The 21,858-nt window shown below is 38.2% G+C and carries 21 protein-coding genes; 4 read left to right on the top strand and 17 right to left on the bottom strand.

Features of this window, described 5'->3' with window-relative positions:
- Positions 1–254: 254 nt before the first annotated feature.
- The 7 genes from SFC47_RS16605 to uxaC all read right to left on the bottom strand — a co-directional run bounded on the left by SFC47_RS16605 (position 255) and on the right by uxaC (position 8,368).
- Entirely contained in the window at positions 255–1,118 is an 864-nt protein-coding gene (locus SFC47_RS16605) for a sugar phosphate isomerase/epimerase family protein (RefSeq protein WP_411255419.1), read from the bottom strand.
- Positions 1,115–2,125 carry a Gfo/Idh/MocA family protein gene (locus SFC47_RS16600; RefSeq protein ID WP_411255418.1) on the bottom strand — a complete coding sequence of 337 codons (1,011 nt, stop codon included), beginning with the start codon at positions 2,123–2,125 and terminating at the stop codon, positions 1,115–1,117. The genes SFC47_RS16605 and SFC47_RS16600 overlap by 4 nt, the downstream gene beginning before the upstream one ends.
- Before the next feature lie 65 nt (positions 2,126–2,190).
- Positions 2,191–3,351, bottom strand: a complete 1,161-nt coding sequence (locus SFC47_RS16595; RefSeq protein ID WP_411255417.1) for a Gfo/Idh/MocA family protein — start codon at positions 3,349–3,351, stop codon at positions 2,191–2,193.
- A gap of 2 nt (positions 3,352–3,353) precedes the next feature.
- Positions 3,354–4,241, bottom strand: coding sequence for a sugar phosphate isomerase/epimerase family protein (locus SFC47_RS16590; RefSeq protein WP_411255416.1), 888 nt, complete (start codon positions 4,239–4,241; stop codon positions 3,354–3,356).
- Positions 4,238–5,176, bottom strand: coding sequence for an AraC family transcriptional regulator (locus SFC47_RS16585; protein WP_411255415.1), 939 nt, complete (start codon positions 5,174–5,176; stop codon positions 4,238–4,240). Before SFC47_RS16585 ends, SFC47_RS16590 begins: the two co-directional genes overlap by 4 nt.
- Positions 5,177–5,415: 239 nt before the next feature.
- Entirely contained in the window at positions 5,416–6,828 is a 1,413-nt protein-coding gene (gene gndA, locus SFC47_RS16580) for an NADP-dependent phosphogluconate dehydrogenase (protein ID WP_411255414.1), read from the bottom strand.
- A gap of 136 nt (positions 6,829–6,964) precedes the next feature.
- On the bottom strand, positions 6,965–8,368 hold the full coding sequence (uxaC, locus tag SFC47_RS16575) for a glucuronate isomerase (RefSeq protein ID WP_411255413.1): 1,404 nt from the start codon (positions 8,366–8,368) through the stop codon (positions 6,965–6,967).
- A 226-nt stretch (positions 8,369–8,594) separates the two neighbouring features.
- Here uxaC and SFC47_RS16570 point away from each other — a divergent pair, with 226 nt between their 5' ends.
- Positions 8,595–9,788 (top strand): ROK family transcriptional regulator, encoded by a 1,194-nt coding sequence (locus SFC47_RS16570; protein WP_411255412.1) that lies wholly within the window; start codon positions 8,595–8,597, stop codon positions 9,786–9,788.
- Positions 9,789–9,888: 100 nt separating this feature from the next.
- Here the strand turns inward: SFC47_RS16570 and SFC47_RS16565 are convergent, their stop codons facing one another.
- Entirely contained in the window at positions 9,889–11,301 is a 1,413-nt protein-coding gene (locus SFC47_RS16565; protein WP_411255411.1) for an MFS transporter, read from the bottom strand.
- Between the two features lie 385 nt (positions 11,302–11,686).
- Here SFC47_RS16565 and SFC47_RS16560 point away from each other — a divergent pair, with 385 nt between their 5' ends.
- Positions 11,687–12,205: a DinB family protein gene (locus tag SFC47_RS16560; protein WP_411255410.1), complete on the top strand. Its 519-nt coding sequence runs from the start codon at positions 11,687–11,689 to the stop codon at positions 12,203–12,205.
- Positions 12,206–12,530: 325 nt separating this feature from the next.
- Here the strand turns inward: SFC47_RS16560 and SFC47_RS16555 are convergent, their stop codons facing one another.
- The 6 genes from SFC47_RS16555 to SFC47_RS16530 form a co-directional block, all read right to left on the bottom strand.
- Positions 12,531–13,139, bottom strand: a complete 609-nt coding sequence (locus SFC47_RS16555) for an exonuclease domain-containing protein (protein WP_411255409.1) — start codon at positions 13,137–13,139, stop codon at positions 12,531–12,533.
- A gap of 187 nt (positions 13,140–13,326) precedes the next feature.
- Complete coding sequence (locus SFC47_RS16550) at positions 13,327–13,896, bottom strand: TetR/AcrR family transcriptional regulator (protein WP_411255408.1); 570 nt, start codon at positions 13,894–13,896, stop codon at positions 13,327–13,329.
- A gap of 13 nt (positions 13,897–13,909) precedes the next feature.
- Entirely contained in the window at positions 13,910–14,617 is a 708-nt protein-coding gene (locus tag SFC47_RS16545) for an MBL fold metallo-hydrolase (protein ID WP_411255407.1), read from the bottom strand.
- A 113-nt stretch (positions 14,618–14,730) separates the two neighbouring features.
- A complete protein-coding gene (locus SFC47_RS16540; protein ID WP_411255406.1) occupies positions 14,731–15,684 on the bottom strand; it encodes a PDR/VanB family oxidoreductase in 954 nt (317 codons plus the stop codon).
- Entirely contained in the window at positions 15,668–16,114 is a 447-nt protein-coding gene (locus tag SFC47_RS16535) for a dimethylamine monooxygenase subunit DmmA family protein (RefSeq protein WP_411255405.1), read from the bottom strand. The genes SFC47_RS16540 and SFC47_RS16535 overlap by 17 nt, the downstream gene beginning before the upstream one ends.
- A 2-nt stretch (positions 16,115–16,116) precedes the next feature.
- Complete coding sequence (locus SFC47_RS16530) at positions 16,117–17,058, bottom strand: heme-dependent oxidative N-demethylase family protein (protein ID WP_411255404.1); 942 nt, start codon at positions 17,056–17,058, stop codon at positions 16,117–16,119.
- A gap of 359 nt (positions 17,059–17,417) precedes the next feature.
- Here SFC47_RS16530 and SFC47_RS16525 point away from each other — a divergent pair, with 359 nt between their 5' ends.
- Positions 17,418–17,927, top strand: a complete 510-nt coding sequence (locus SFC47_RS16525; protein ID WP_411255403.1) for a DoxX family membrane protein — start codon at positions 17,418–17,420, stop codon at positions 17,925–17,927.
- A gap of 43 nt (positions 17,928–17,970) precedes the next feature.
- Here SFC47_RS16525 and SFC47_RS16520 read toward each other — a convergent pair whose 3' ends face one another.
- The gene (locus SFC47_RS16520) at positions 17,971–18,201 is read right to left on the bottom strand and encodes a hypothetical protein (RefSeq protein ID WP_411255402.1); all 231 of its coding nucleotides are present in this window, start codon (positions 18,199–18,201) and stop codon (positions 17,971–17,973) included.
- Positions 18,202–18,423: 222 nt separating this feature from the next.
- On the opposite strand from SFC47_RS16520, the gene SFC47_RS16515 reads away from it, so the two are divergent.
- Positions 18,424–19,221, top strand: coding sequence for a nucleotidyltransferase domain-containing protein (locus tag SFC47_RS16515; RefSeq protein WP_411255401.1), 798 nt, complete (start codon positions 18,424–18,426; stop codon positions 19,219–19,221).
- 731 nt (positions 19,222–19,952) lie between these two features.
- On the opposite strand, the gene SFC47_RS16510 is transcribed toward SFC47_RS16515, so the two are convergent.
- On the bottom strand, positions 19,953–21,269 hold the full coding sequence (locus tag SFC47_RS16510) for a DUF4179 domain-containing protein (RefSeq protein WP_411255400.1): 1,317 nt from the start codon (positions 21,267–21,269) through the stop codon (positions 19,953–19,955).
- On the bottom strand, positions 21,262–21,783 hold the full coding sequence (locus tag SFC47_RS16505; protein WP_411255399.1) for a sigma-70 family RNA polymerase sigma factor: 522 nt from the start codon (positions 21,781–21,783) through the stop codon (positions 21,262–21,264). Before SFC47_RS16505 ends, SFC47_RS16510 begins: the two co-directional genes overlap by 8 nt.
- Between the last annotated feature and the right edge of the window lie 75 nt (positions 21,784–21,858).

The following is a 21,858-nucleotide window of genomic DNA, read 5'->3' as shown; positions in this document are numbered from 1 at the left end:
AAAGAAAAATAAAAAAATTCTATTAAACTATTATCCAGTTATTTAATTAGTTTAGTGAACTAATTAATAAGTTAAGAATATCACCTCTCTTACCTATAGTCAACTGGATTTTAAATTTTCTAAAGATTTTGTTGAAGTAATACCTTTTCACGGAATACATTTTACCGAATTTTTCCTTACTACTAGATTTCCCCATACAAAAGAGGCAGCTCATCTACTGCTGCCCCTTTTGTATTTTTTATTTTTCTACTATATTAAAACCAGTCAGCATACCCTAGTTTTCTCAAGTGATTAGCAGAAACCTCAAGACACTCCAATGGATCGCGGCCATACGTATCATCCTGTTCTACCAAGAAATACTGTGCACCGCTCTCAAGTCCAGCATCTATAATTGCTTTCAGATCTAGGTTTCCTTCACCAAGTTCAGCAAATTGAATTGTATTTGTGAATTTGTCAAAGAATTTACCCATATCCTTCTGGAAGTCAATATCACTTAAATCCATTTGTCCAATTCGATAATCCTTCAAGTGTAAAAGTGAAATACGGCCGGCATAGCCTTTAACAAATTCAACAGGATTTACGCCTGCTCGTTGAATCCAGTGAACATCTAATTCAAATCCAAGCTTTGTTGTGTTGTTTTTAATAATATCCAATAAATATTCACCATCAAATTTTTGGAATTCTAAGTGATGTGTATGGTAATACAATTCAATTCCATTCTCAGCTAATCTATGAGCCATTTCCTCAGCTTTAGCGATAAATTCCATAATCGAATCTTTATTGCCCATAGCCATTAACGGCATCATGCCAATTCGTAAATAATTACAATCAAGTGTTTTGCAATCGTTTACGATTTTTTCAAAGTCATTTGTCAATGTCTCACCAGGCATTCCAGGAAGCATTGGTTCAACCGCTGCAGATAGAGCTGCAATCTTGATATCAAAATCTTCACTTGCTCTTTTTAATTCAGCAACATTTTCACTTGTCATTGGAATTTGCGATACTTCCACAGCACCATAGCCAAGTTCTCTTACTTTTCTCATCGTTTCATATACACCGATTTCTTCCACTTTGCCTTTAAGCATCATCATTTGAACGCCGATTTTTCCCTTTTTCATTGAAATACCTCCATTTTCACTGCTTGTTTCTTCTCTGAAGAAATATGAATTGCATCAATAATTGCAATTGACGCAAGTGCGTCTTTTGCATGAATATAATCTTGAGTATTTTCGATGATTGCAGAATAGAATTGATTGATGGTTTTTGCATGACTTGCACCGTAATAATGCTTTGATCCTGGAAGCTTCGCATCCTCCATCAATTCTTCTTTTTCCCCTGCTTCATTCGCGCTTGTAAGAATGCTATCTTTGATGATGAACCTTGCATTTTCAAAAAGAACCTCAAGTTCAACACTAGAATTGTCTGCATTTGCATTGGTGGCAAAGAATAACCCCTTAGCACCATTTTTAAACTGGATACGAGCAGAAGCTGTATCTTCCACTTCAATGTTATAATCCAATAATTGATCCACAGAACCCCTAATGGATTCAATTTCACCGCCAACCAGCTGCATGAGGTCTATCGTATGCAGCGCCTGATTGATCATCACTCCACCGCCGGCATATTTCCACTGCCCGCGCCACGGCTGGACATCATAGTATTGTTTTGGCCGAAACCACGCTACGAGCCCCTTTACCCCTTTAATAGGACCAAATTCACCAGAGCTAATGATTTCTTGAAGTTTTTCAAATGATTCATTATTGCGATTTTGCAGGCAGACACCGATTTTAACGTCCTTGTTTTCTTCCTCTACTTTAACCAGAGCACGTCCTTCTTCACTGTTCAAGCCCAGTGGTTTTTCAAGGAAAACATGAACACCTTTTTCCACACAAGCCTTGGTAACAGGGTAGTGCAGATAATGGGGCAGACAGATATGAACACAATCTAAGTCTTCGTTTTCAAGCATTTCTTCATAGCTACTGTAAAAGTTTGCTTCAGGTACTGAATTCGATAATGTTTCGTCAGTATCACAGACAGCCACTAACTCAGCATTTGGGTTCGCTTTTATTGCTGGAATATGAATATGTGAAATTGTCCCCAGCCCTATAACTGCAACTTTCAGCATTTGCTTCTCCCCTTTTTTGAAAGAAACTCAAAGCTGCATTAGCGATGAGTTCCTTCAATGGTTGATTACTTTCTAACCGGATATTTACCTTCTTCAGCAATACGTTTATTTAATTCCTCTAGGAATAAATCTTCATCAAAAGGTACTTCGATTTCCTTGCCTAACCAGCTTGAAAGGTGCATAGCATTTGCAAGTCTAACACCATTAATACCGTCGCTGCCAGGAGCTAATAATGGAGTACCTTCCACAATCGCAGAAGCAAAGTCGTCTAATACTGCAATATGCTGCTCGCCCCAAACATTACCAAAATCAAGTACTTCCTCAGTGAAAATATCACCTGCACCGCCGCCCATAAACAGCTTCATAACATCTGACATATCCATGGAATCGCTCATTTCTCTCTCAGATTGTTTCAGTCGCTTGATGGTCACTTTTTTACTATCGTCTACAACGATTTTCCCTTTATCACCATGGATTTCTAGACGGTCTGTTCCCATTACATCGTGTGTCTTCGTTACAAATACACCAGTAGCACCATTTCCATAATCAAATACTGCCGTTACATCGTCTTCAACCACAATATCTCTTTGGTAACCATAGTTTACTTTTGCATAAACTTTTTTCGGCATGCCGCAAATCCATTGAAGCAAGTCAATTTGGTGTGGCGCTTGGTTTACAAGGACACCGCCGCCTTCTCCGCCCCACGTTGCTCTCCATTCACTTTGATTGTAGTACCCCTGTGGTCTCCACCAAGTAGTAATAATCCAGTTAGTACTGCGAATGCTTCCGATCTCACCATTATCAATAATTTCTTTTACTTTTTTATAAAGTGGATTTGTACGCTGGTTAAAGAAGATCGCAAACTTAACTTCAGGCTTTGAAGCTGCAAAGTCATTTAACTCTTGAACTTGTTTTGTATAAACACCAGCTGGCTTTTCCACTAATGCATGAATGTTTCGTTTTAATGCTTCAATTCCCATTTCTGGATGCAGGTAATGCGGAACAGTTGTAACAACCGCATCAACGTCACCGCTTTCCATCATTTCAATATAATTATCGTAGAAAGGAACCCCAGGATACTTCTCCTCTGCTACTTGTTTTTTAGCAGGATCAGTATCACAGATTGCACCAATCACCATGTTTTTCACTTTGCCTTCTGCGATAAAATTAGCGTACATACCGCCTTCTGCACCTAATCCAATAATCCCTAATCTTACGTCTGCCATAATTAAATTCCCTCGCTTTCAATTTTGTTAAGAATTTCTAATAGTGCTTCATATTGAAGCTTGTAGCCGCCGGCACCATCCAGCCCTTTGTTGTCCTTAATGACCTCACTTGCATCCTCAAGCTCTAAATCCTTCAAAGAATCAAAGAGAACAAGATGTGGCTCAAGTGTTAAAAAGCCTTTGTACCCGCTCTTAATAAACTGAGCTAATAGTTCAGGAATTTTACCCTCGCCCGTTCCACAGACAACGTTTTGACTGTCAGATGTTACAGCATCCTTTATGTGTATATAAACAATCTCATCTCTTAAGAGATCGTAACACTCCCCAGTATCCTCACCGCACTGTACGAAATTAGCGAAGTCAAAAATCCCTTTAAAATAAGGAGAACCCACTTCTGTTAAAATTTCATGACAGCGTCTTGCGATATCACCAAAGATATCTTTCTCATTTTCATGCAGCAATACCACATTGTACTTTTCTGCAATAGCTGCAAGTTCTTTTAGCTTACGAACAACCTCTTCACGATATTGATCTGCATCCTCACCCTTAGGAATATAGAAGCTGAAGATACGCATATATTTGCAATCGAGCAAGTTGCTGATTTGGCAAAGCGTGTCCAACATAGCCTTTTGCTTACTAAAGCCCTCTTCATCATTGATGAATACTTTTCCAATAGGAGAGCCAATGGAAGAAACAGCAATACCCGCTTTTTGCAATCTAGGCTTTACAGTTTCCTTGATTTCATCGACGGTAAAATCACCAATATTTTTCCCATCAATGCCGCGCAGTGATATATATTTCATCCCCAAATTTGAGACAACCTTAAGCTGTGTATTAAAATCAGATGAAATTTCATCTGAAAATCCTGAAATCAATAAGTCTTGATTCATTTCTTCTTTTCCTCCCTATTCCCAGGATTATGACGATTCAGTTTCGTTTTACGATACTGTGAAGGAGTGCTGCCGACCTTTTCTTTAAAGAAACGGCTAAAATGAGCAACACTTTCAAATCCTGTTGAGCGAGCCACCTCTGTTAGTGTTTGATTGGGCTCCATTTCTAACAAATATTTTACCTGATTAAGACGGCAGGCCATCACATATTCCATTACCGTAAAGCCAGTAACTTCCTTAAAAATATGTGAAGCATAATACTTACTCAAACTTAACTCTTCTGCAATTCTGTCTAAACTGACTTTTTCAGCAAAATGATCATTAATCCAAGAAGCTATAGTCTCGGCATGTAGTTCCTTTTCTGACCTTTTGCTCGTCACTTGAGACAAATCTTTTTGACTCATTTTATAAATTCCCAGCAATAGTTGAATCAACTCAAGTTTTACTTCGGCTTCTAAGAGCTCATTTTTAGTGCCAGTCCTCTGCACCTCTTCATCAATATGAGTAAGTGAGCTGGCAATTTCTTTTATCCTGCCATCCACAAATTGGCCAAATTCATCGTAACCAGTTCGAAGCAGGCAATTATTAAGTTTTTTAAATGGATCTAACAAATTGGGAATTCCAAGCCCATTTATTGATTCCTGCAGCCATATAGGTGAAAAATGGAGCATACTTCTTGTATACGTACTATCAGTTCCTGGATTCGCTTTATGCAAAGTCATACCATCCAATAGGATGATGTCACCAGGCTGCAGCTCGTAAATCCGATTGTTAATAAGGTACTTACAATCACCTGAGTGAAAAAAATAAATCTCATATTCTTGATGTGAGTGAAAATTAAAGTTGTAAAAGTCAACACCTTGAATTCGGTAAAAGCCGTAGATCCACTCATCCATTATTTTTTTTCTCAATGAAGAGTCTGTTAACTTTCCCATATCTTTCACACCCTTAGAAGTAAGCGTTAACACTTAATTTGTTAACTGAACATATTTATATTATATTGCAGACTTAGGTGAAAAACATTCTCTAAAAATGCTCAATAACATTTATTATTTGACTCGTATTGCTTTCTATTCATGAATTACAGACAAACAAAAAGGAGACAATTACAGCATTTAAGCCATAATTGCCTCCTTTTGCAGGTGTTTTTTTGTTGTACCATTATAAAGGACTATTATTCCATCCAGTTTGTATGGAATACGCCTTCTTTATCAACACGCTGATACGTATGTGCTCCGAAATAATCACGTTGTGCCTGCAGCAGATTTGCTGGCAGTGTTTCAGTACGATAGCTGTCATAGTAAGCAATAGCACTTGCAAACGATGGAACTGGAATTCCACGCTCAATGGCAACAGCAAGAACTTGACGAAGCGGCTGCTGATAGTTTTCAACGATTTCTTTAAAGTAAGGATCTAATAATAGGTTTCTTAGTTCTGGGTCACGGTCATAAGCATCTTTAATTTTCTGTAAGAATTGTGCACGAATGATACATCCGCCGCGGAAAATCATCGCGATATCACCATATCGAAGGTTCCAATCGTATTCTTCAGATGCAGCACGCATCTGTGCAAAACCTTGTGCATAAGACACAATTTTACTCATATACAATGCTTTACGAACAGCTTCAATTAATTCTTCTTTATTGCCTTCAAACGGTTTAACTTCAGGTCCGCCAAGAACCTGGCTTGCTTTAACTCGCTCATCCTTCATAGCTGAAATAAAGCGGGCAAATACAGATTCAGTGATAATTGGAAGTGGAACACCTAAGTCCAAAGCATTTTGACTTGTCCATTTACCAGTTCCCTTTTGACCAGCAGTATCGAGGATTAAGTCAACCATTGGTTTACCAGTTTCTTCATCGACTTTTGTAAAGATATCAGCTGTAATCTCGATTAGATAGCTGTCTAATTCACCTTTGTTCCATTCTGCAAAGACCTCGTGAAGCTCTTTTGCATCTAAACCAAGAACATTTTTCAGAATAAAATAAGCTTCACAAATTAACTGCATATCACCATATTCGATTCCGTTATGAACCATTTTCACATAGTGGCCTGCACCATTTGGTCCAATATACGTGCAGCAAGGGTCGCCTTCAACCTTAGCTGAAATTGCTTCTAAAATTGGCTGAACCAGTTCATATGCTTCTTTTTTACCGCCAGGCATGATAGAAGGACCTTTTAGCGCGCCTTCTTCTCCACCAGAAACTCCTGTTCCGATGAAATGGAATCCTGCTGTTTCTAGTTCTTTATTTCGTCTAATTGTGTCTTGGAAGAATGTATTTCCTCCATCAATCAGGATATCTCCTTCTTCAAGGAATGGCTTTAACGAATCAATTGTTGCATCTGTTGCCGTACCTGCTTTAACCATTAATAAAATTTTGCGGGGCTTTTCTAAAGAATTAACGAACTCTTCAACGGTACGTGCACCAACAAAGTTCTTTCCTTCTGCCTCATTCTTTAGAAACTCTTCTGTTTTGTCATAAGAACGGTTAAAAACAGCAACAGAATTACCGCGGCTTTCAATGTTTAATGCTAGGTTTTTACCCATTACAGCCAAACCAACGACACCAATTTGTTGTTTAGACATTATTTTATCCCTCTTTCTATATTTTCCTATTTTTGTGCTCCAACTTTATCTTGCTCAAATAAGAATATTTAACACAGATACTATGTACTAAGGGGTGAGCCTTATAAAGGGCGCCCCTTAATCTTAACTTAATTTCTTAGCGCTGTAAAAAATACTTCTCTGCGTTATGATAGCCGATATTTCTAACCATTCCCTCGAGGTACTCCATATCATTAGGAGCAAGCCCTCTTTCTACCCATTCCCCTAGGATGTTGCAGAGGATACGACGGAAATATTCATGCCGCGCATATGAAAGGAAGCTGCGTGAATCTGTCAGCATACCAATAAAATGACTTAACAAACCAACGTTCGCAAGATCCTTCATTTGTCTTTCCATTCCATCGATATGATCGTTGAACCACCAGCCAGAACCAAACTGAATTTTGCCTGGAACGCCTTCTTCATAGAAGTTACCCATCATACCACTTAGAACAGGATTATCCTTAGAATTTAGGTTAAACAATACAGTTCTTGGTAAGGCATTTTGCTGCTCTAGTGTATCAAGGAATCGCGATACACCCTCAGCAAAATTTGATTCCCCAACAGAATCAAAGCCTGTATCTGGACCAATAAGCTCTTTCATTTTTGTATTGTTATTTCTTAATGCACCCATATGAAGCTGCATCACCCACTGTTTACCAGCGTACATTTTTCCAAGCTCAGTTAAAAGGAACCAGCGGTAAGCAATTAATTCTTCATTAGAAAGCTGTTCACCTTTTAATCCTTTTTTAAATATAACTTCAATTTCTTCCTTCGTTGTTTCTACATATTCCATTTTTTGAATATCGTGATCGGACGCACGACCGCCATTTTCATGGAAGAAATCAACTCGCTCTTGAAGTGCATTCAAGAAACCATCAAGTGAGTCTACTTTAATACCAGACACTTTTTCTAATTTTTCGATCCAGCTGACAAATGTAGGACGCTCGATGAATAATGCTCCATCTGGACGGAAGGTCGGTGCAATGATAGGCTCAAACGTTTCGTCATTTTTTAATAAACGATGGTATTCCAATGTTGAAGTTGGATCATCTGTAGTTCCAATAAATTTTACATTTGATTTTGCAATAAATGCTCTTGCTGTATAATCGGAAGCTTTTAACTTTTCATTACATTCATCATAAATTTCACGTGCAGTTTGTGGACTTAGTAATTTCTCAATTCCAAAGAACATTTTCAACTCCATGTGAGTCCAGTGATAAAGAGGGTTTCCAATGAGATTTGGCACTGTTTGGGCCCAGGCAGCAAATTTTTCCCAATCGGATGCATCGCCTGTAATATATTTTTCGCCAATACCATTCATGCGCATGGTTCGCCACTTATAATGGTCTCCCCCAAGCCATAATTGAGTAATACTGTCATAAGACTTATTTTCCCAAACCTCCTGCGGGTCAAGGTGACAGTGGAAATCAAATATTGGTAATCCTTTTGCGGCATTTTCAAATAATTTTATGGATGTGTCCGTATCTAACAAGAAGTCATTTTCTAAAAAGTTTTTCATCCGATACCCTCCAATAACTACTATTTTCTGTAAACCCTTACAAATTTATTAAATCATTTCATGATAGAATTTTTAATTTGTTTAGTAAACAAATTAATTACATTACTAACTTAACATGTTTAATTTGTTAAGTCAATTGACATTTTAAAAAAACAAAGAGACCTACATGACATAACCTGTTATACTATTGTTATAGTAAAAAAGTTGTTTGAATTGGAGGAAACAAATGATTACCGGCGACGCTTCCTATATAAAAAAAATCAATCGCTCGATTATTCTTAGAGAGATTGTCAAAGAAGGTTTAATTTCAAGGGCAGATTTATCAAAGGTAACCGCTCTTACTCGTGCGACCATCTCAGCGCAGGTTGCCGATTTAATAGAAGAAGGTCTTATTATAGAAACACAACTTGAGCATTTTACAGTGGGAAGAAAGCCTATTATGCTTTCATTAAACAGTGAAGCTGGATATGCTCTTGGGATTGACTTGGATTATGATCATGTCTCTTTTACCATTTCTGATCTTACAGGCACCCCTATCAACACCAAAAGGGTCGAAACAAATACGACAGATTACCGAGAGATATTGAATCTTTTAATTCAACATATAAACATGTATAAAACTGAATACGCTTACAGTCAATACGGAATTATTGGAATTGTCATTGCGATTCACGGTCTAGTTGGGAAGGATGAAGTCATCCACTATATTCCACGCTTACGCTGGAATAATATTACCCTTAAGAATGATATTGAGAGCGAAATCGACATCAATGTTTATATAGAAAACAATGCAAATTTAAGCGCTTTTGCTGAGCGGGTGTATGTGCATCATGAAACAGAAAATTTATTAGCTGCAACGCTTTATTCTGGCATTGGTTTAGGCATGATGATGAATAACGAGTTCTTTCGAGGACATGATGGATTTGCTGGTGAGATTGGCCATATGATTGTGGTTCCAAATGGAATCCCATGTACTTGCGGGAATAAAGGCTGCTGGGAAAGATATGCGTCCGAAACGGCAATATTCCGACATTTAAAAGAAACTAGACACATGAATTCAGTAACGTATGACGATATCCAAAAATGGCTTAATGAAGGTGACGAAGAGGTTCATCAATTGATGGAAGAATTTATTTACTACCTCTCTATTGGGTTAAATAATATGATCAATATGTACAATCCCGATGTACTTGTGCTTGATAGCGAGCTTTTGCGTATGTACCCTGATTCTCTTGAAAAAATTAGCGGAAATTTAAATTCTTCTATCAGCCATTACCGTGCACTTCAAATTTCTTCTATTGGAAGAAACTCTGCTCTGTTAGGAGCATGTGCTCTAGCAATTAAACATTTCTTAGAAGTTCCGATGTTAAACTTTAAATATGATTTTCAATCTAATAAACCTGCAAGCGCTAACATATAAACTAGGAAAAATCCACTTTCTGTATCTGAAAGTGGATTTTTTGGGTTCAAAAGCAAAAAATATGGCTGTTATGAAAAGTCATATCAGCCTTATCTTATAATTATTTAGCATTTCTTTTTGCAGCTAAGTCAATTGCAAGTTGTTCTGTACGTTTTTTGTTTAAAGGGTAAAGAAACACAATCATTAGGAACACAACAACCAGTGCAATTGCTGGTACTAGAGTACCAAGAGTATGAATTCCTTTCAACGTTTCAGCAGTTTGTGCTTCAGCTCCTGCAACGTAACCAACGGATGCAATCGCTGCACCGCCGACACCGCCAGCAACAGCTTGTCCGATTTTACGAGCCATTGAATAAATGGAGTAAACGGTACCATCTTCACGCAGACCAGTTAAATACTCATGATAATCGATTACGTCTGTAACGAATGCCCAAATAACAAGGTTGAAAACACCATAACCAAACATAGCAACAGTTAAGATTCCGATAAATTGTGTTGCTGTTAAGTTTGGAAGGAGATATAACACACCATACACAAGAGCGGCAAGTAATAAACCTGCTGAAGCTACTTCTTTTTTACCAAACTTAGAAACTAATGGTCTAACCATTGGCATAGCAATAAATACTGCTAATGATTGAAGAAGTCCAACCATACTTAAAGATTGTGCACTTGTAAAATAATCTTTAAAAAGATATACGTTTACTGTTCCAATTAACATAAAACAAATCATGAACACTAAAGAAGAAATAAGGAACCAAATTAATGGTTTGTTTTTACCAAGACCTTTTACAGTTTTGCCAAAATTAGCTTTTGGTTTATTTGTTTCATCCATTACGATACGTTCAACAGATAATTTATAGCATGCAATATAACAAGCGAGTGCTAGAACACCAAAAATGATTGCACCTAATAGGAATCGATTAGCATCTGCTTTATTGTCAACAAACAAAATCATTGGTCCAACAACATTTATGATTAATCCAGCTAAGTTTGCCCCTAATGTTCTCCAGCTGGATAATGCTGTACGTTCAACAGGATCAGCTGTGATAACGGAAGCCATAGAACCATAAGGGATATTTACTGTCGAATATAAAGTTCCCCAAATAATATAAGTTACGTAAGCATATGCTAGATAAAATCCATCAGACATTCCTGGAATATGAACAAACATTAACACACCAGTAATTACAAGCGGGAAGGACATTCTTAAGATCCACGGTCTGAACTTTCCATTCTTCCCTGCTTTTCTTGTATCGATGAAGCGGCCCCAAGTTATGTCAGCAAATGCATCCCATAAACGCGCTATTAAGAATAAGAAACCAACAGCAGCCGGATTAAGATGATAAATATCCGTGTAATAAACCATAAGAAATGCTGCAACTAGGATAAAGAAGAAATCGTTTCCAAAATCACCAAATAAATAACCCAATTTATCTTTCATCCCAAAGGGACGTACTTCATCTCTACCGCCATTTTGCGGCGCATCAACTTTTTGTTGTAATGCTCGTGCCATTTTGAACCCTCCTAATAAATCGTACCCAAAAAAAATGTAAACCCTTTAAATAATTGCTAAGAAGTATTGAAGCTATTTTATGAATCCCTTTACAAATTTAATCAATAAATAATTTAGGCGTCTCGAGAGTCTTTAATCATCTCTATTAATTTGTTTAATGAACTAACAAATTAACTGTACACATAGGATATCACCGTCGACAAAATTCGTCAACAATATTTGAAAGCGCATATCAATTTTTTTTGTAATTCAATTTATTTAACAGACTTTATATAATCAAGGTGCTATGTCTATTGGTTCAAACCATATTAATATTGTGATAGGATTAATATAGCAATGAAGATATTTCCAGATACATTTATTCTTTGAGAGGAGTGTAAATTCAATGCTTCAACGTCCCTTAGAAAGCGAATATCCTAATTATTATCAGCCTTATATTCAGTTGGTTCCAAATGGTGAGATTGTGCAGCTATTGAGAGAAAATCTCTTAGCAGTAGTGAACTTTTTTCACGGCCTTTCAGAAGAGGAGGCTAACCATCGTTATGCTTCGGGCAAATGGAGCGTGAAAGAGGTCCTCGGACATATCATTGATACGGAAAGAATCATGACCTATCGACTGCTTCGTGTTGGACGCGGAGATCAAACCGCATTAGCCGGCTTTAATGAAACAGATTATGTAGAAGCAGCCCAAATCCATAATCTTTCAATGGAAGCAATCCTTGAAGACTTTAAAGCAACAAGAAACGCAGCCATCACCCTTATTCAAAACATCCCTGCCGAAGCATGGACAAATATAGGGAACGCCAATGGTATGGAAATCACCACTAGAGCCATCGCCTACATCATTGCCGGCCACGAAATTCATCATCGAAAAATTGTGGAAGAGAGATATTTGAAAAGGTAGTTTGACACAGGAAAAGACGTATTCATTGTGATATACGTCTTTTCTTTTATGCGGAATTTTATTTGTTGGTTGGAGGTCGGGTTTACTTTAGGCACCCAGCTGAGCTGATTAATAGACGGAAAAATTCCGCTTAATTAAAAATTATGATTAAAAAAGGCGTAAATAGACGGAGAGATTCCGCCTATTGGCTCGAGTAAGGTCGAAAAAAGACCATTTTGCTTTGCATAAGCGGAAATCCTACCCTTATTTCCCCCGAATCGGGCACGATTTAACATTTAACCGGAAAATCTCCGTTTATTTTTTTTTGCCTAGACAAATGAAGCCATTATCCCATTTTAGTTCGTGTCGATGCAGGCTGGTATTTTCTCATAGGTCCATTATCGAGGACTTCTTGAAGATAGAGATTTCCATTTGGACTTGTTTTTCTCATCAGGTCCATGAGGTATGTAATATCGTCAAGTGCTCTATGTGTTTGGTGATTGGTAATTTGATGCGCTTGTAAGAGTGTCAGTAGTTTGCCATTGGGGAAACCATAGTTTTTCCATTTAACTCCCCGCATGGTACAGTACCATTTTAAATCATTTACTTCTGGGTACATATGATAAAGAAAGCTTCTATCAAAGGAAGCATTGTGAGCGAAGACAGAGTCAGCACGGTGAAAATATGTTTTAATTTTTCCATCCAGGAAGCTCTTCCCTGCCACTAATTCATAGGGAATTCCGTGAATTTGATAGGCACGGTCATAGTTCCTTCTGGCAGTGCTGGAAAGCGGCTCTCTTAAAAAGGAATCTTCTTCAATGATTTCTTGTACTTCCCCTGTGTCTGAACGATAAGAAAATAATTTCAACGCTAGTTCTATTACTTCATCTGTAGTCGGACCTAATCCGGTCGTTTCAACGTCCACTACTAACCCAAACTTTTCAATTTTGCGCATAATGTTCATTCCTTTGATCAATTATTACTATCATTATAACATCATATATAAAAAAGAAGACTTGCCATTTGGCAAGTCTGGAGATTTTTGCGAAAAACGTGTTGGTTTCAAGGCTTCTGACACATTGGTAACATTTGGGTGACTAAGGTAATAAATAATACCGCGATACCAGCCTTCGCAGTATAACCTATTTCACCTGTATACCATGTATGAACGCTTTTATGATAATTTCAAGGCTTTCATTTAAATTTACCGCCATTTTAAAACCGCCCCGCTGCTCTAATGAAGAAAAGCCATGTAAGATGCTTCGAAATCCTCTCACTGCATGTATGGCGGTATCCCCTTCCAACCGATAGGCTTGTAAAACCCGGACTGTAAGGTCAACGATTCTATAACCGGCACGTTGAACATCATCATCTTCCATGTCTGGTGCCATCAGGGTTGCCTCATAAATACCAGGGTGTTTCCGTGTAAAGTCAACATATGCATGACTAATAGAAAGCACAGCCTCATCTCCTGAGACTCCAATAGCAGATTGGGCTAAAACCTCATATAATTGCTCATGCCCATAAATCGCCATTTCCTTTCTTAGCCCGCCTAACCCATCAAAGTGGTTATATAGCGAAGGAGGACGGATTCCTAATTTTTTTGCCAGGTTTGCTAAAGTAACTTCCTGCATCCCATATTGATCTGCTAACTCGGCGGCCGCTTTCAGAATCTCTGTTAATTCAAGCCCTACCTTTGGTCTTGGTGACATTTGATTTACCCCTTTATTTCAATTTCTGCTCCAGACGATTAATTGCCTGTTCCATTCCCCTAGTCGGATCTTCCAGCATTTCACCGTGTCCAACTGCAAGCAGGCTGGGCTGATAATTTACTAACCTCTTTGCACTCTGTAGAGATGTTTCTTTACTCCACGTACCAAAGCCAGGAAAGGGAAACCATGGCACGATATCACCTGCCACAGCAATTCCTCCTCTAGTTTGGAATGCATCCCCTGCAATTAATGCCTTCGAGCGGGTATCAATGAAAGACATCGAACCTGGTGTATGCCCAGACGTTTCTATTGCTGCTAATGAACCGATTAGGTCTCCTTCTTTCAATAGGATGTTCGCTCTGGTCTTCAACTTTTTTGGCACGCCGCCCTTAATCGGAGTTTGGTGCTCATGTTCTTCAAGTGATGTATCTCCATTCATTATTTTGTTATCCCTCACCGAAATATACACCGGCACAGCCGGCAGTTCTTCTTTTATCTTATCAAGTGCTCCCACATGGTCCTCATGTGCATGAGTCAAAACAATTCTTGTGATGGGCTTACCAATATCTTTTGAAGCCTTCAATATTCCCTTCATACTGTATGGAAGTGCTGCGTCAATTAACGTCAATCCATCTTCTTCCTCCACCAAATAACAGTTAACCGGAAAAAACCTTGCCATAAATGTTACCTGATATAAATATCCTTTTTTGAGCATTCTCACAACAATCAGCTCCTGTTTAACTAATATTGTTAGTTTTATTTTAACTAATGATATTATTTTTATCAAGTAAAAAAATCACTTTTGGTTCATTTATTTTTATGTCATATTTCCAATCAAAGAACTAAAACCAATTTCTCAGACTTTGCTCTGGATACACATGCCAGTATGACATTATGTTTGTTCTTTTGTTCCTCGCTTAAAAATGAATCAAAATGTGCAATCTCTCCCTCTTCCACTTTAAGCTCACATGTTCCGCAGCACCCAACCTTGCAAGAGTAAGGAATCTTAATCCCTTCCTCTAGCAGTGCCTCTAAAAGGGTCTTTTCCATCGAGACATGGACACTTTTGCCATTTGTTAATTCTGCTAAAAATGGTTTCTTCTCTTTTGGAAGCGGCGGGGTAAACCTTTCATGATGGATACTTGAACGAGGATACCCGTACTGCATGGCAGCATCAGTAAAGTCTGAGATAAACAATTCAGGACCACAGAAATAAACATGTGTCCCAATCCTATGTTCAAGCAGCGATGATACTCCTAATCTTTCAGAATCAATCTCTTCTGAAAAATAAAAATGACTTTGATCACGATATTTTTCTTTAATAAGTCCGTAAAATGCACACATTTCCTTGGATTTCGCTGCAAAGTGAAGCTCAAATGAGCCTAAAGCATCCTTTAACTCTGCCATCATCGATAAAAAAGGGGTAATCCCGATACCCGCAGCATAAAATACGTGATGCTTTGCTTTGAAACTTAAAGGAAAATGATTTTTTGGATAGCTAATTTTTAGTTTGTACCCTGCTTTGACGTGCTGATGCCAATAGCTTGAACCTCCAGCGGAACAATCATTTAATCGGATGGCAATCTCATAGCAGTTACCTTGGTCCTGATAATTGGTTAGAGAATAATTTCTTTCAAGTCCATTTATATAAGTAGTGATATGAGAGCCGCTGCTAAAGCCAGGAAGAGCCTCACCGTCTTCCCGTGCTAATGTGAATTTTTTGACTAGGGGAGTTTCTTGATTAACTGAAATAACAATAACTTCTATCCTATTAGCGTCTTGCCACATACCCCAAATAAGCCCCCCTTAAGGTAGAATAATGATCTGAAACTTCAAGTAATAGTTTGCAGTGCCTGCAGGGAATTTCGGCAGCAGTTTCAACTATCTCAGTTAACCCATGACAGCGGCAGCAAAATATATTAATTGAACGTTCGCCATAACCAACATACTTCGCTTCTTCAGCAGAGAACCCAATACCTTCAGCAAAAAGTTTTATCGATTTCAGATTTGCCCAGGGTGCCGCAACATAAAGGTAACTTCCCATCTTCTGCTCACCCAGCCACATAGCTAAATCTTGCTCACCTTCCAAAACCAGTTCATAGTTGAGCTTTTGTTCCATCGCTATGGCAATCACTGGCCGCAAGAGCTGCATGCCTATCTGATCTCCATAAAATAAATATTTTCGCTTACCCGGAACCAGTGTCAGTTCATCTTCCATAACTACTCCATCCTATCTTCCAAATACTTAATAACCTGTTCTTTAAAAAGTGAGAGCCCCTTATAGTCCACAATATGCGGCGGCAGCTCTTCAAGGATATGGTAAAATTGCTTGGCCCATGCTAGATTAGAAGCCAGTTTTTCTAGAGACAGCAAATGTGTGTGAATAGTAAACAATACTCCATCTGTTCTTGGCAGTCTAAAAAGTTTCTGAACCTCAACCCGCAAATGAACCAGCTGACCGGCGTTCTCCTTCGTGACAGTTCTCCTATCTTTCCCCCATATATCAAACGTTTCGAGTGAAGTGTCTAAGCGGCCCCCAGCCATCAATGACCAGTTTTTCCTCCACCATGGCATACCTGCTTCTAAATTCAACAAAAACTGTAGAATTCTTGAATCCAAACCTTCCTCTTTAAATCCAGGAATCGGCTTATGAATTTCCTTAAAGCTCATACCTAAATCAAATGCCAAAGACCAATTAGCAGGAAAGCATAATTGACCAGCGTCTAGGAACAAATCTCCATCTCGCTTCTTCATATAAATCAAATCCTCTTGTACATGCCGGCCGATAAAATCAAGCGGCTCACAAGGGATACTTGTTTCATCTCCAAAACGAAAGGTATGTTTTTCTTGTAAAAGCTTATTTTGAAAAGTCCAATTTCCCTTATTTTTTTCAAGATGAAACCAATTAGGATATAGGTTAAGTAAATGATCTATTACCAGTTCAACAATTTCCCACTGCCCCTTCAAGCTATGCGGCAGAGATTGATAACACCGTTTTGGATATTGTGTAATTAATTCTCGCTTCAACTCTATCTCATCAAGATACCTTGAAGTAATTTCAATAGAATTTGGCTGTTCTAGAGGAATTGAATTATTTGAATACCGGTAAACATCCTCTTGGAACGGATAAGGAAAATTCTCCAATTCGCTCTTCTGGTGCATAAAATCACCCTTTACAGAAAATTCTTTATTTTTATTGTAATAAAACAAATAGTTTAAAGTGAATACCTATTTTAAAAAGGTGTTAACATTTTGTTCAAATCTTTTTTACAGATATGTGAAGTGGTGAGCAATTTACCCTCAATTCAAGATTAATTTGCTATATTAGCAGTGTAGTAAATATTTAAAAGGTATTTAACAAGGAGATGCTTCAAGATGGTTATGAACTAAGCTGTTCAAGATTCTGTCAAAACATTTTTAACAAAGTGTGAACTTATCACTACGGCCATGTTGTTAACTTCAACTATCACTTATAGTGTAACTATCAAATACAAATTCATTTTTGAAAGGCGGAATTTATTATGTTTAATAACTTTTTAAGAGAGAACAAAATTTCAGCAGCTATATTAACAATTATTCGTTTATACCTTGGTTATTCTTGGTTCACAGCAGGTTTTCATAAAATTACAGGCGGATTCGATGCTTCTGGCTTCCTAAAAGGAGCAATTGCTAAACCAGTGACAGGTCCAGATGGCAACATGGTTTATGGCTGGTATGTTAATTTCTTAGAAAGCTTTGCTTTACCAAACATCGATGTCTTCAACTTTATCGTTCCTTGGGGAGAAACATTAATTGGTTTAGGTCTTATGCTTGGATGTTTGACAACAGCGGCTATGTTCTTTGGTCTAGTGATGAACTTCTCTTTCTTCTTAGCAGGAACAGTATCTCATAACCCAACTGACATATTCTTAGGTTTCATCATCTTAACAGCTGGTTACAATGCTGGCCGTATCGGTCTTGACCGCTGGGTGGTTCCATTCATGCGCAAAACTGTTCTCAAAGGAAAAGTAACAGCAAAGCAACATGCATAACAAAAACAGTAAGCCTCAATCATTTCTGATTGAGGCTCACTTTTTAATAACTATTATCTTCTTCTGCGTTTTCATAACCTGTACGATCTTGATACCAGTTTGTTACTTGGGTGAGTATTGCAAAAACAAGAAAGAAATTCATGGCCCATACATTAATAAACGGTGCTAAGCCTCCGAACTCGATTCCATGATAACCCTTTAGTTTCATTACAATCAAGCTTTCAATAAAAATTAGAACAAAACCCAAAACACCCGCAACAGCCATTCTAATCATTTCCGTTCCCTCCATATCTACCCATTAGGATTACCCTGTTTCTATTTCTTCAAAGATATAAATTTGACAATTATGTGAACAGTTATACTCCTATTATAGTGCAAATTTTATGGAAACAACAACATAAAACATTGTGTTTTTTGAAGTAATTTACATTGATTTCAAGCACCTGGGGAAAGGCTATGAAAAGCAGTAAAATAAAGTAAAATGAGGTCTACCGAAGTGAGAGAACATATCCTAATGGTATTGAAACAGATTGAAAAAGAATTTGATATTAAAATCCTTTATGCCTGTGAATCTGGCAGCAGAGTCTGGGGCTTTCCCTCAAAGGATAGTGACTTTGATATCCGGTTTATTTATCTTCATAAAAAGGAATGGTATCTTTCCATCGATCAAGAACGGGATGTGCTCGAGGTTCCAAAGCATGATAAGCTTTCCATTCAAGTGCACGAACTACTTGATTTAAATGGCTGGGAGCTGACCAAAGCGTTACGATTATTTCGTAAATCCAATCCACCTCTTCTGGAATGGCTTCATTCAGATATCGTTTATTACCAAACGTCCTCTGCCATCAATGGGATGAAAGAATTGGAAGGCCACGTTTTTTCTCCTGTTTCAGGTATCCATCATTATTTAAAAATGGCCAAAGGCAATTACCGTGATTATGTAAATCGGGAGGAAGTTAAGATTAAAAGATATTTCAACATTTTTCGTCCGCTTTTGGCTGCTCTGTGGATTGAAAAGCACGGTGCATTTCCCCCTGTTAAATTCACAAAGCTCCTTTGTGATATCCTTCCAACTGGGGAGATTCGAGAGATTCTTGACGACATAATAAAACGAAAGATGGCTGGGGATATTCTTGACCCTGCCCCTAGAAGAAAAGAGATAATTAATCCATTCTTAGAAACAGAGATTCAGCGTTTAGAACAATATGTACAGGAAATAAGTGTTGAGCACCCCAATCCTACTGACCTTTTAAATCAGTTATTTCGAGAGACACTGAATGAGGTTTGGGGATAGAAAAAGAGCCACTTCGTTTGTCCAGCCAGTAGGATTTATCCTTCATACGGGGTCTTAAGGTCAAATCGGTTGCGCCGGCAATAGGATTTGTCCTTCATCCGGGGGCTTAAGGACAAATCGGTTGCCCAGCCTGTAGGATTTGTCCTTCATCCGGGGGCTTAAGGACAAATCGGTTGCCCAGCCAGGAGGATTTGTCCTTCATCCAGGGGCTTAAGGACAAATCGTTAGCACCGGCAGTAGGATTTGTCCTTCATCCGGGGGCTTAAGGACAAATCGTTAGCACCGGCAATAGGATTTGTCCTTCATCCGGGGGCTTAAGGACAAATCGTTTGCCCAGCCAGGAGGATTTGTCTTTCATCCAGGGGCTTAAGGACAAATCGTTTGCCCAGCCAGGAGGATTTGTCCTTCATCCAGGGGCTTAAGGACAAATCGTTAGCACCGGCAGTAGGATTTGTCCTTCATCCGGGGGCTTAAGGACAAATCGGTTGCCCAGCCTGTAGGATTTGTCCTTCATCCGGGGGCTTAAGGACAAATCACTAGCGCCGGCAGTAGGATTTGTCCTTCAGCCGGGGTCTTAAGGACAAATCGTTAGCACCGGCAATAGGATTTGTCCTTCGTCCAGGAGTCTTAAGGACAAATCGTAAGCGCAAGCAGAAGGATTTGTCCTTGTTAAAGATATTAAAGGCTGTCGAGATTCTCTCGACAGCCTGAAAGAGCCACTGGCTCTTTTTTTACTTTATCCTCACTCTCTCCTTCCCCTCAATCCAAGTTGGGAAAAAGCTAAGTTCTAAGTTAATCGGACTAGTAACATTTTCCAAATCAGGGATCAATACCCGCAGTTCAACTTCGCCTTCATGATTCACCATTTCTGTTTGTGTAGGTCTCATCTCTTTTCCATTTCCATCTGTGATTGCCCCAAAAGGAAAGGCAGTGAACTCCTCTTTGGTTTGAAGTTTAAATAGCAGATAGTTTTCTTCAACCTTGAACTCATACAATTGGTTCCCCGACGGTTGCTTCACAAATTCTTCCTTTTCTGTATCCACTACAACAAAGGTGTCACTCTTATCAATCGCCTGAATCTTATTTACTTCCAAATACAATTTTTCTGGATTCTTAAAGTAATTGCTTTGTAAATAGAGGATTGCTTCGTTTTCAGAAATTCTACTTGCAAACACGCCATTATTTATTTTATTCCATACATCCCCATTTTCATCTACCAGCCTGATATCATCAAAATTAAGGAGTTTTTTAGAGTTCGCTGGGTCCATTCTTACATGAACAGCCACTCTTAAAGGATATATGTCTGCTTCTACAAAGGTCACTTTTTGTCCTTCAATACTCAGCGTTTTATTTATTTCATATGTCTTTTTTGCTTTTATATCTTTATTTAAAGTAAAAGAAAAATGATAGTCAGCATTTTGTTGATCACTCTTCACCTTTAGTTTCAATTCAAAGTCCTTCTGTTGAAGCGGGGTGTCAAAGAAGTATTCAAGCGAACCATTATAAAAGGTTTCCCCTTCTTGTGAAGAATGGTGGGTGCCTATTGATGCAGAACTCCAGTTCAGTTTCTGACCATTTTGATCAAATAACCCTGCTTCTTCAAGGATAACTTCCTTTTGCTTCTTATCCGATTCCACGGAATAAAAAAGAACCAATCCATTCTCATCCGCAATAGCTCCATCTATAGTAATTTCAAGTCCGTTTTTTTCTTGTGAAACGCCAATTTCCTGATAATAGTCATTTTCAATGGCCAGCATACGTCCCTTGTCACCGCGAATTAATTCGATTACCTTTTCCATGCCCGGGATGACAGCAACATAGGATGCAAATGCTGGGGAAAGCTTAATGGATGTGAAAAAACCTAAGAAAAGAATAGCCGCTGCCATAAAGCTAAAAAGCATTCTTCTTTTTTGAGGTTTCCCGGCCTTTTCTCCTTTTGCTTTTTGAAAGCCAGATAATATGGCATCATCTAATAAATCTAGCGGAACATTGATATCATCAAAGGAATGCTTGTATTCTGTTAATTTATCTTCTTCCCTTTTATACATTTACTTTCCCGCCCTTCTCTTCTAACTTTTCGCGAAGTGACTTTAGTGCTTTATTCAGCCAAGTTTTTACTGTTCCTTCTGGTCGCTGCATACAATTGGCAATGTCCTTAATTTTCAAATCATGAAAGTATTTCAATGTTAATATTTCTCGTGACCGATCATCTAAAGCGACCATTGCGTCTTCTAACTCCATTGATAAATAATCATCACTTCTGCCCTGGAAATTCAAAATCTCATTGCCCATTACTACACGTTTCTTCTTTTTTAACTGGTCATTACAATAATTTATCATGATGCGAATAAGCCATGTTTTAAAATAAGAGACTTCACGAACACTGTGAATATTCTTATATGCTCGGTAAGTTACTTCTTGAATGGCCTCAAGTACTTCTCCTTCATTTTTCAAATAAGAGTATCCGGTTTTATATAAATCTATCTTGTACATTTGTATTAAGTTTAGAAAAGCAGTGTCATCCCCTTCAATGGCGCGCTGCACTATTTTTTCGTCATTCATAACAATTCCGCCCCCCAAGTCCCTGTGACTAAATATTAGACTAGGGAGTGGAAAAAAGGTTTTATTTTTATAAAA

This window comes from Neobacillus niacini (assembly GCF_046591715.1).
In the GTDB taxonomy this organism is placed as follows: domain Bacteria; phylum Bacillota; class Bacilli; order Bacillales; family Cytobacillaceae; genus Neobacillus; species Neobacillus niacini_L.
This window is presented reverse-complemented; position numbering and strand designations above follow the sequence as displayed.

Coding starts and splice junctions, on each gene's coding strand:
- SFC47_RS16605 (WP_411255419.1), bottom strand. CDS start 1,118: ATGAAAAAGGGAAAAATCGGCGTTCAAATGATGATGCTTAAAGGCAAA.
- SFC47_RS16600 (WP_411255418.1), bottom strand. CDS start 2,125: ATGCTGAAAGTTGCAGTTATAGGGCTGGGGACAATTTCACATATTCAT.
- SFC47_RS16595 (WP_411255417.1), bottom strand. CDS start 3,351: ATGGCAGACGTAAGATTAGGGATTATTGGATTAGGTGCAGAAGGCGGT.
- SFC47_RS16590 (WP_411255416.1), bottom strand. CDS start 4,241: ATGAATCAAGACTTATTGATTTCAGGATTTTCAGATGAAATTTCATCT.
- SFC47_RS16585 (WP_411255415.1), bottom strand. CDS start 5,176: ATGGGAAAGTTAACAGACTCTTCATTGAGAAAAAAAATAATGGATGAG.
- gndA (WP_411255414.1), bottom strand. CDS start 6,828: ATGTCTAAACAACAAATTGGTGTCGTTGGTTTGGCTGTAATGGGTAAA.
- uxaC (WP_411255413.1), bottom strand. CDS start 8,368: ATGAAAAACTTTTTAGAAAATGACTTCTTGTTAGATACGGACACATCC.
- SFC47_RS16570 (WP_411255412.1), top strand. CDS start 8,595: ATGATTACCGGCGACGCTTCCTATATAAAAAAAATCAATCGCTCGATT.
- SFC47_RS16565 (WP_411255411.1), bottom strand. CDS start 11,301: ATGGCACGAGCATTACAACAAAAAGTTGATGCGCCGCAAAATGGCGGT.
- SFC47_RS16560 (WP_411255410.1), top strand. CDS start 11,687: ATGCTTCAACGTCCCTTAGAAAGCGAATATCCTAATTATTATCAGCCT.
- SFC47_RS16555 (WP_411255409.1), bottom strand. CDS start 13,139: ATGCGCAAAATTGAAAAGTTTGGGTTAGTAGTGGACGTTGAAACGACC.
- SFC47_RS16550 (WP_411255408.1), bottom strand. CDS start 13,896: ATGTCACCAAGACCAAAGGTAGGGCTTGAATTAACAGAGATTCTGAAA.
- SFC47_RS16540 (WP_411255406.1), bottom strand. CDS start 15,684: ATGTGGCAAGACGCTAATAGGATAGAAGTTATTGTTATTTCAGTTAAT.
- SFC47_RS16535 (WP_411255405.1), bottom strand. CDS start 16,114: ATGGAAGATGAACTGACACTGGTTCCGGGTAAGCGAAAATATTTATTT.
- SFC47_RS16530 (WP_411255404.1), bottom strand. CDS start 17,058: ATGCACCAGAAGAGCGAATTGGAGAATTTTCCTTATCCGTTCCAAGAG.
- SFC47_RS16525 (WP_411255403.1), top strand. CDS start 17,418: ATGTTTAATAACTTTTTAAGAGAGAACAAAATTTCAGCAGCTATATTA.
- SFC47_RS16520 (WP_411255402.1), bottom strand. CDS start 18,201: ATGATTAGAATGGCTGTTGCGGGTGTTTTGGGTTTTGTTCTAATTTTT.
- SFC47_RS16510 (WP_411255400.1), bottom strand. CDS start 21,269: ATGTATAAAAGGGAAGAAGATAAATTAACAGAATACAAGCATTCCTTT.
- SFC47_RS16505 (WP_411255399.1), bottom strand. CDS start 21,783: ATGAATGACGAAAAAATAGTGCAGCGCGCCATTGAAGGGGATGACACT.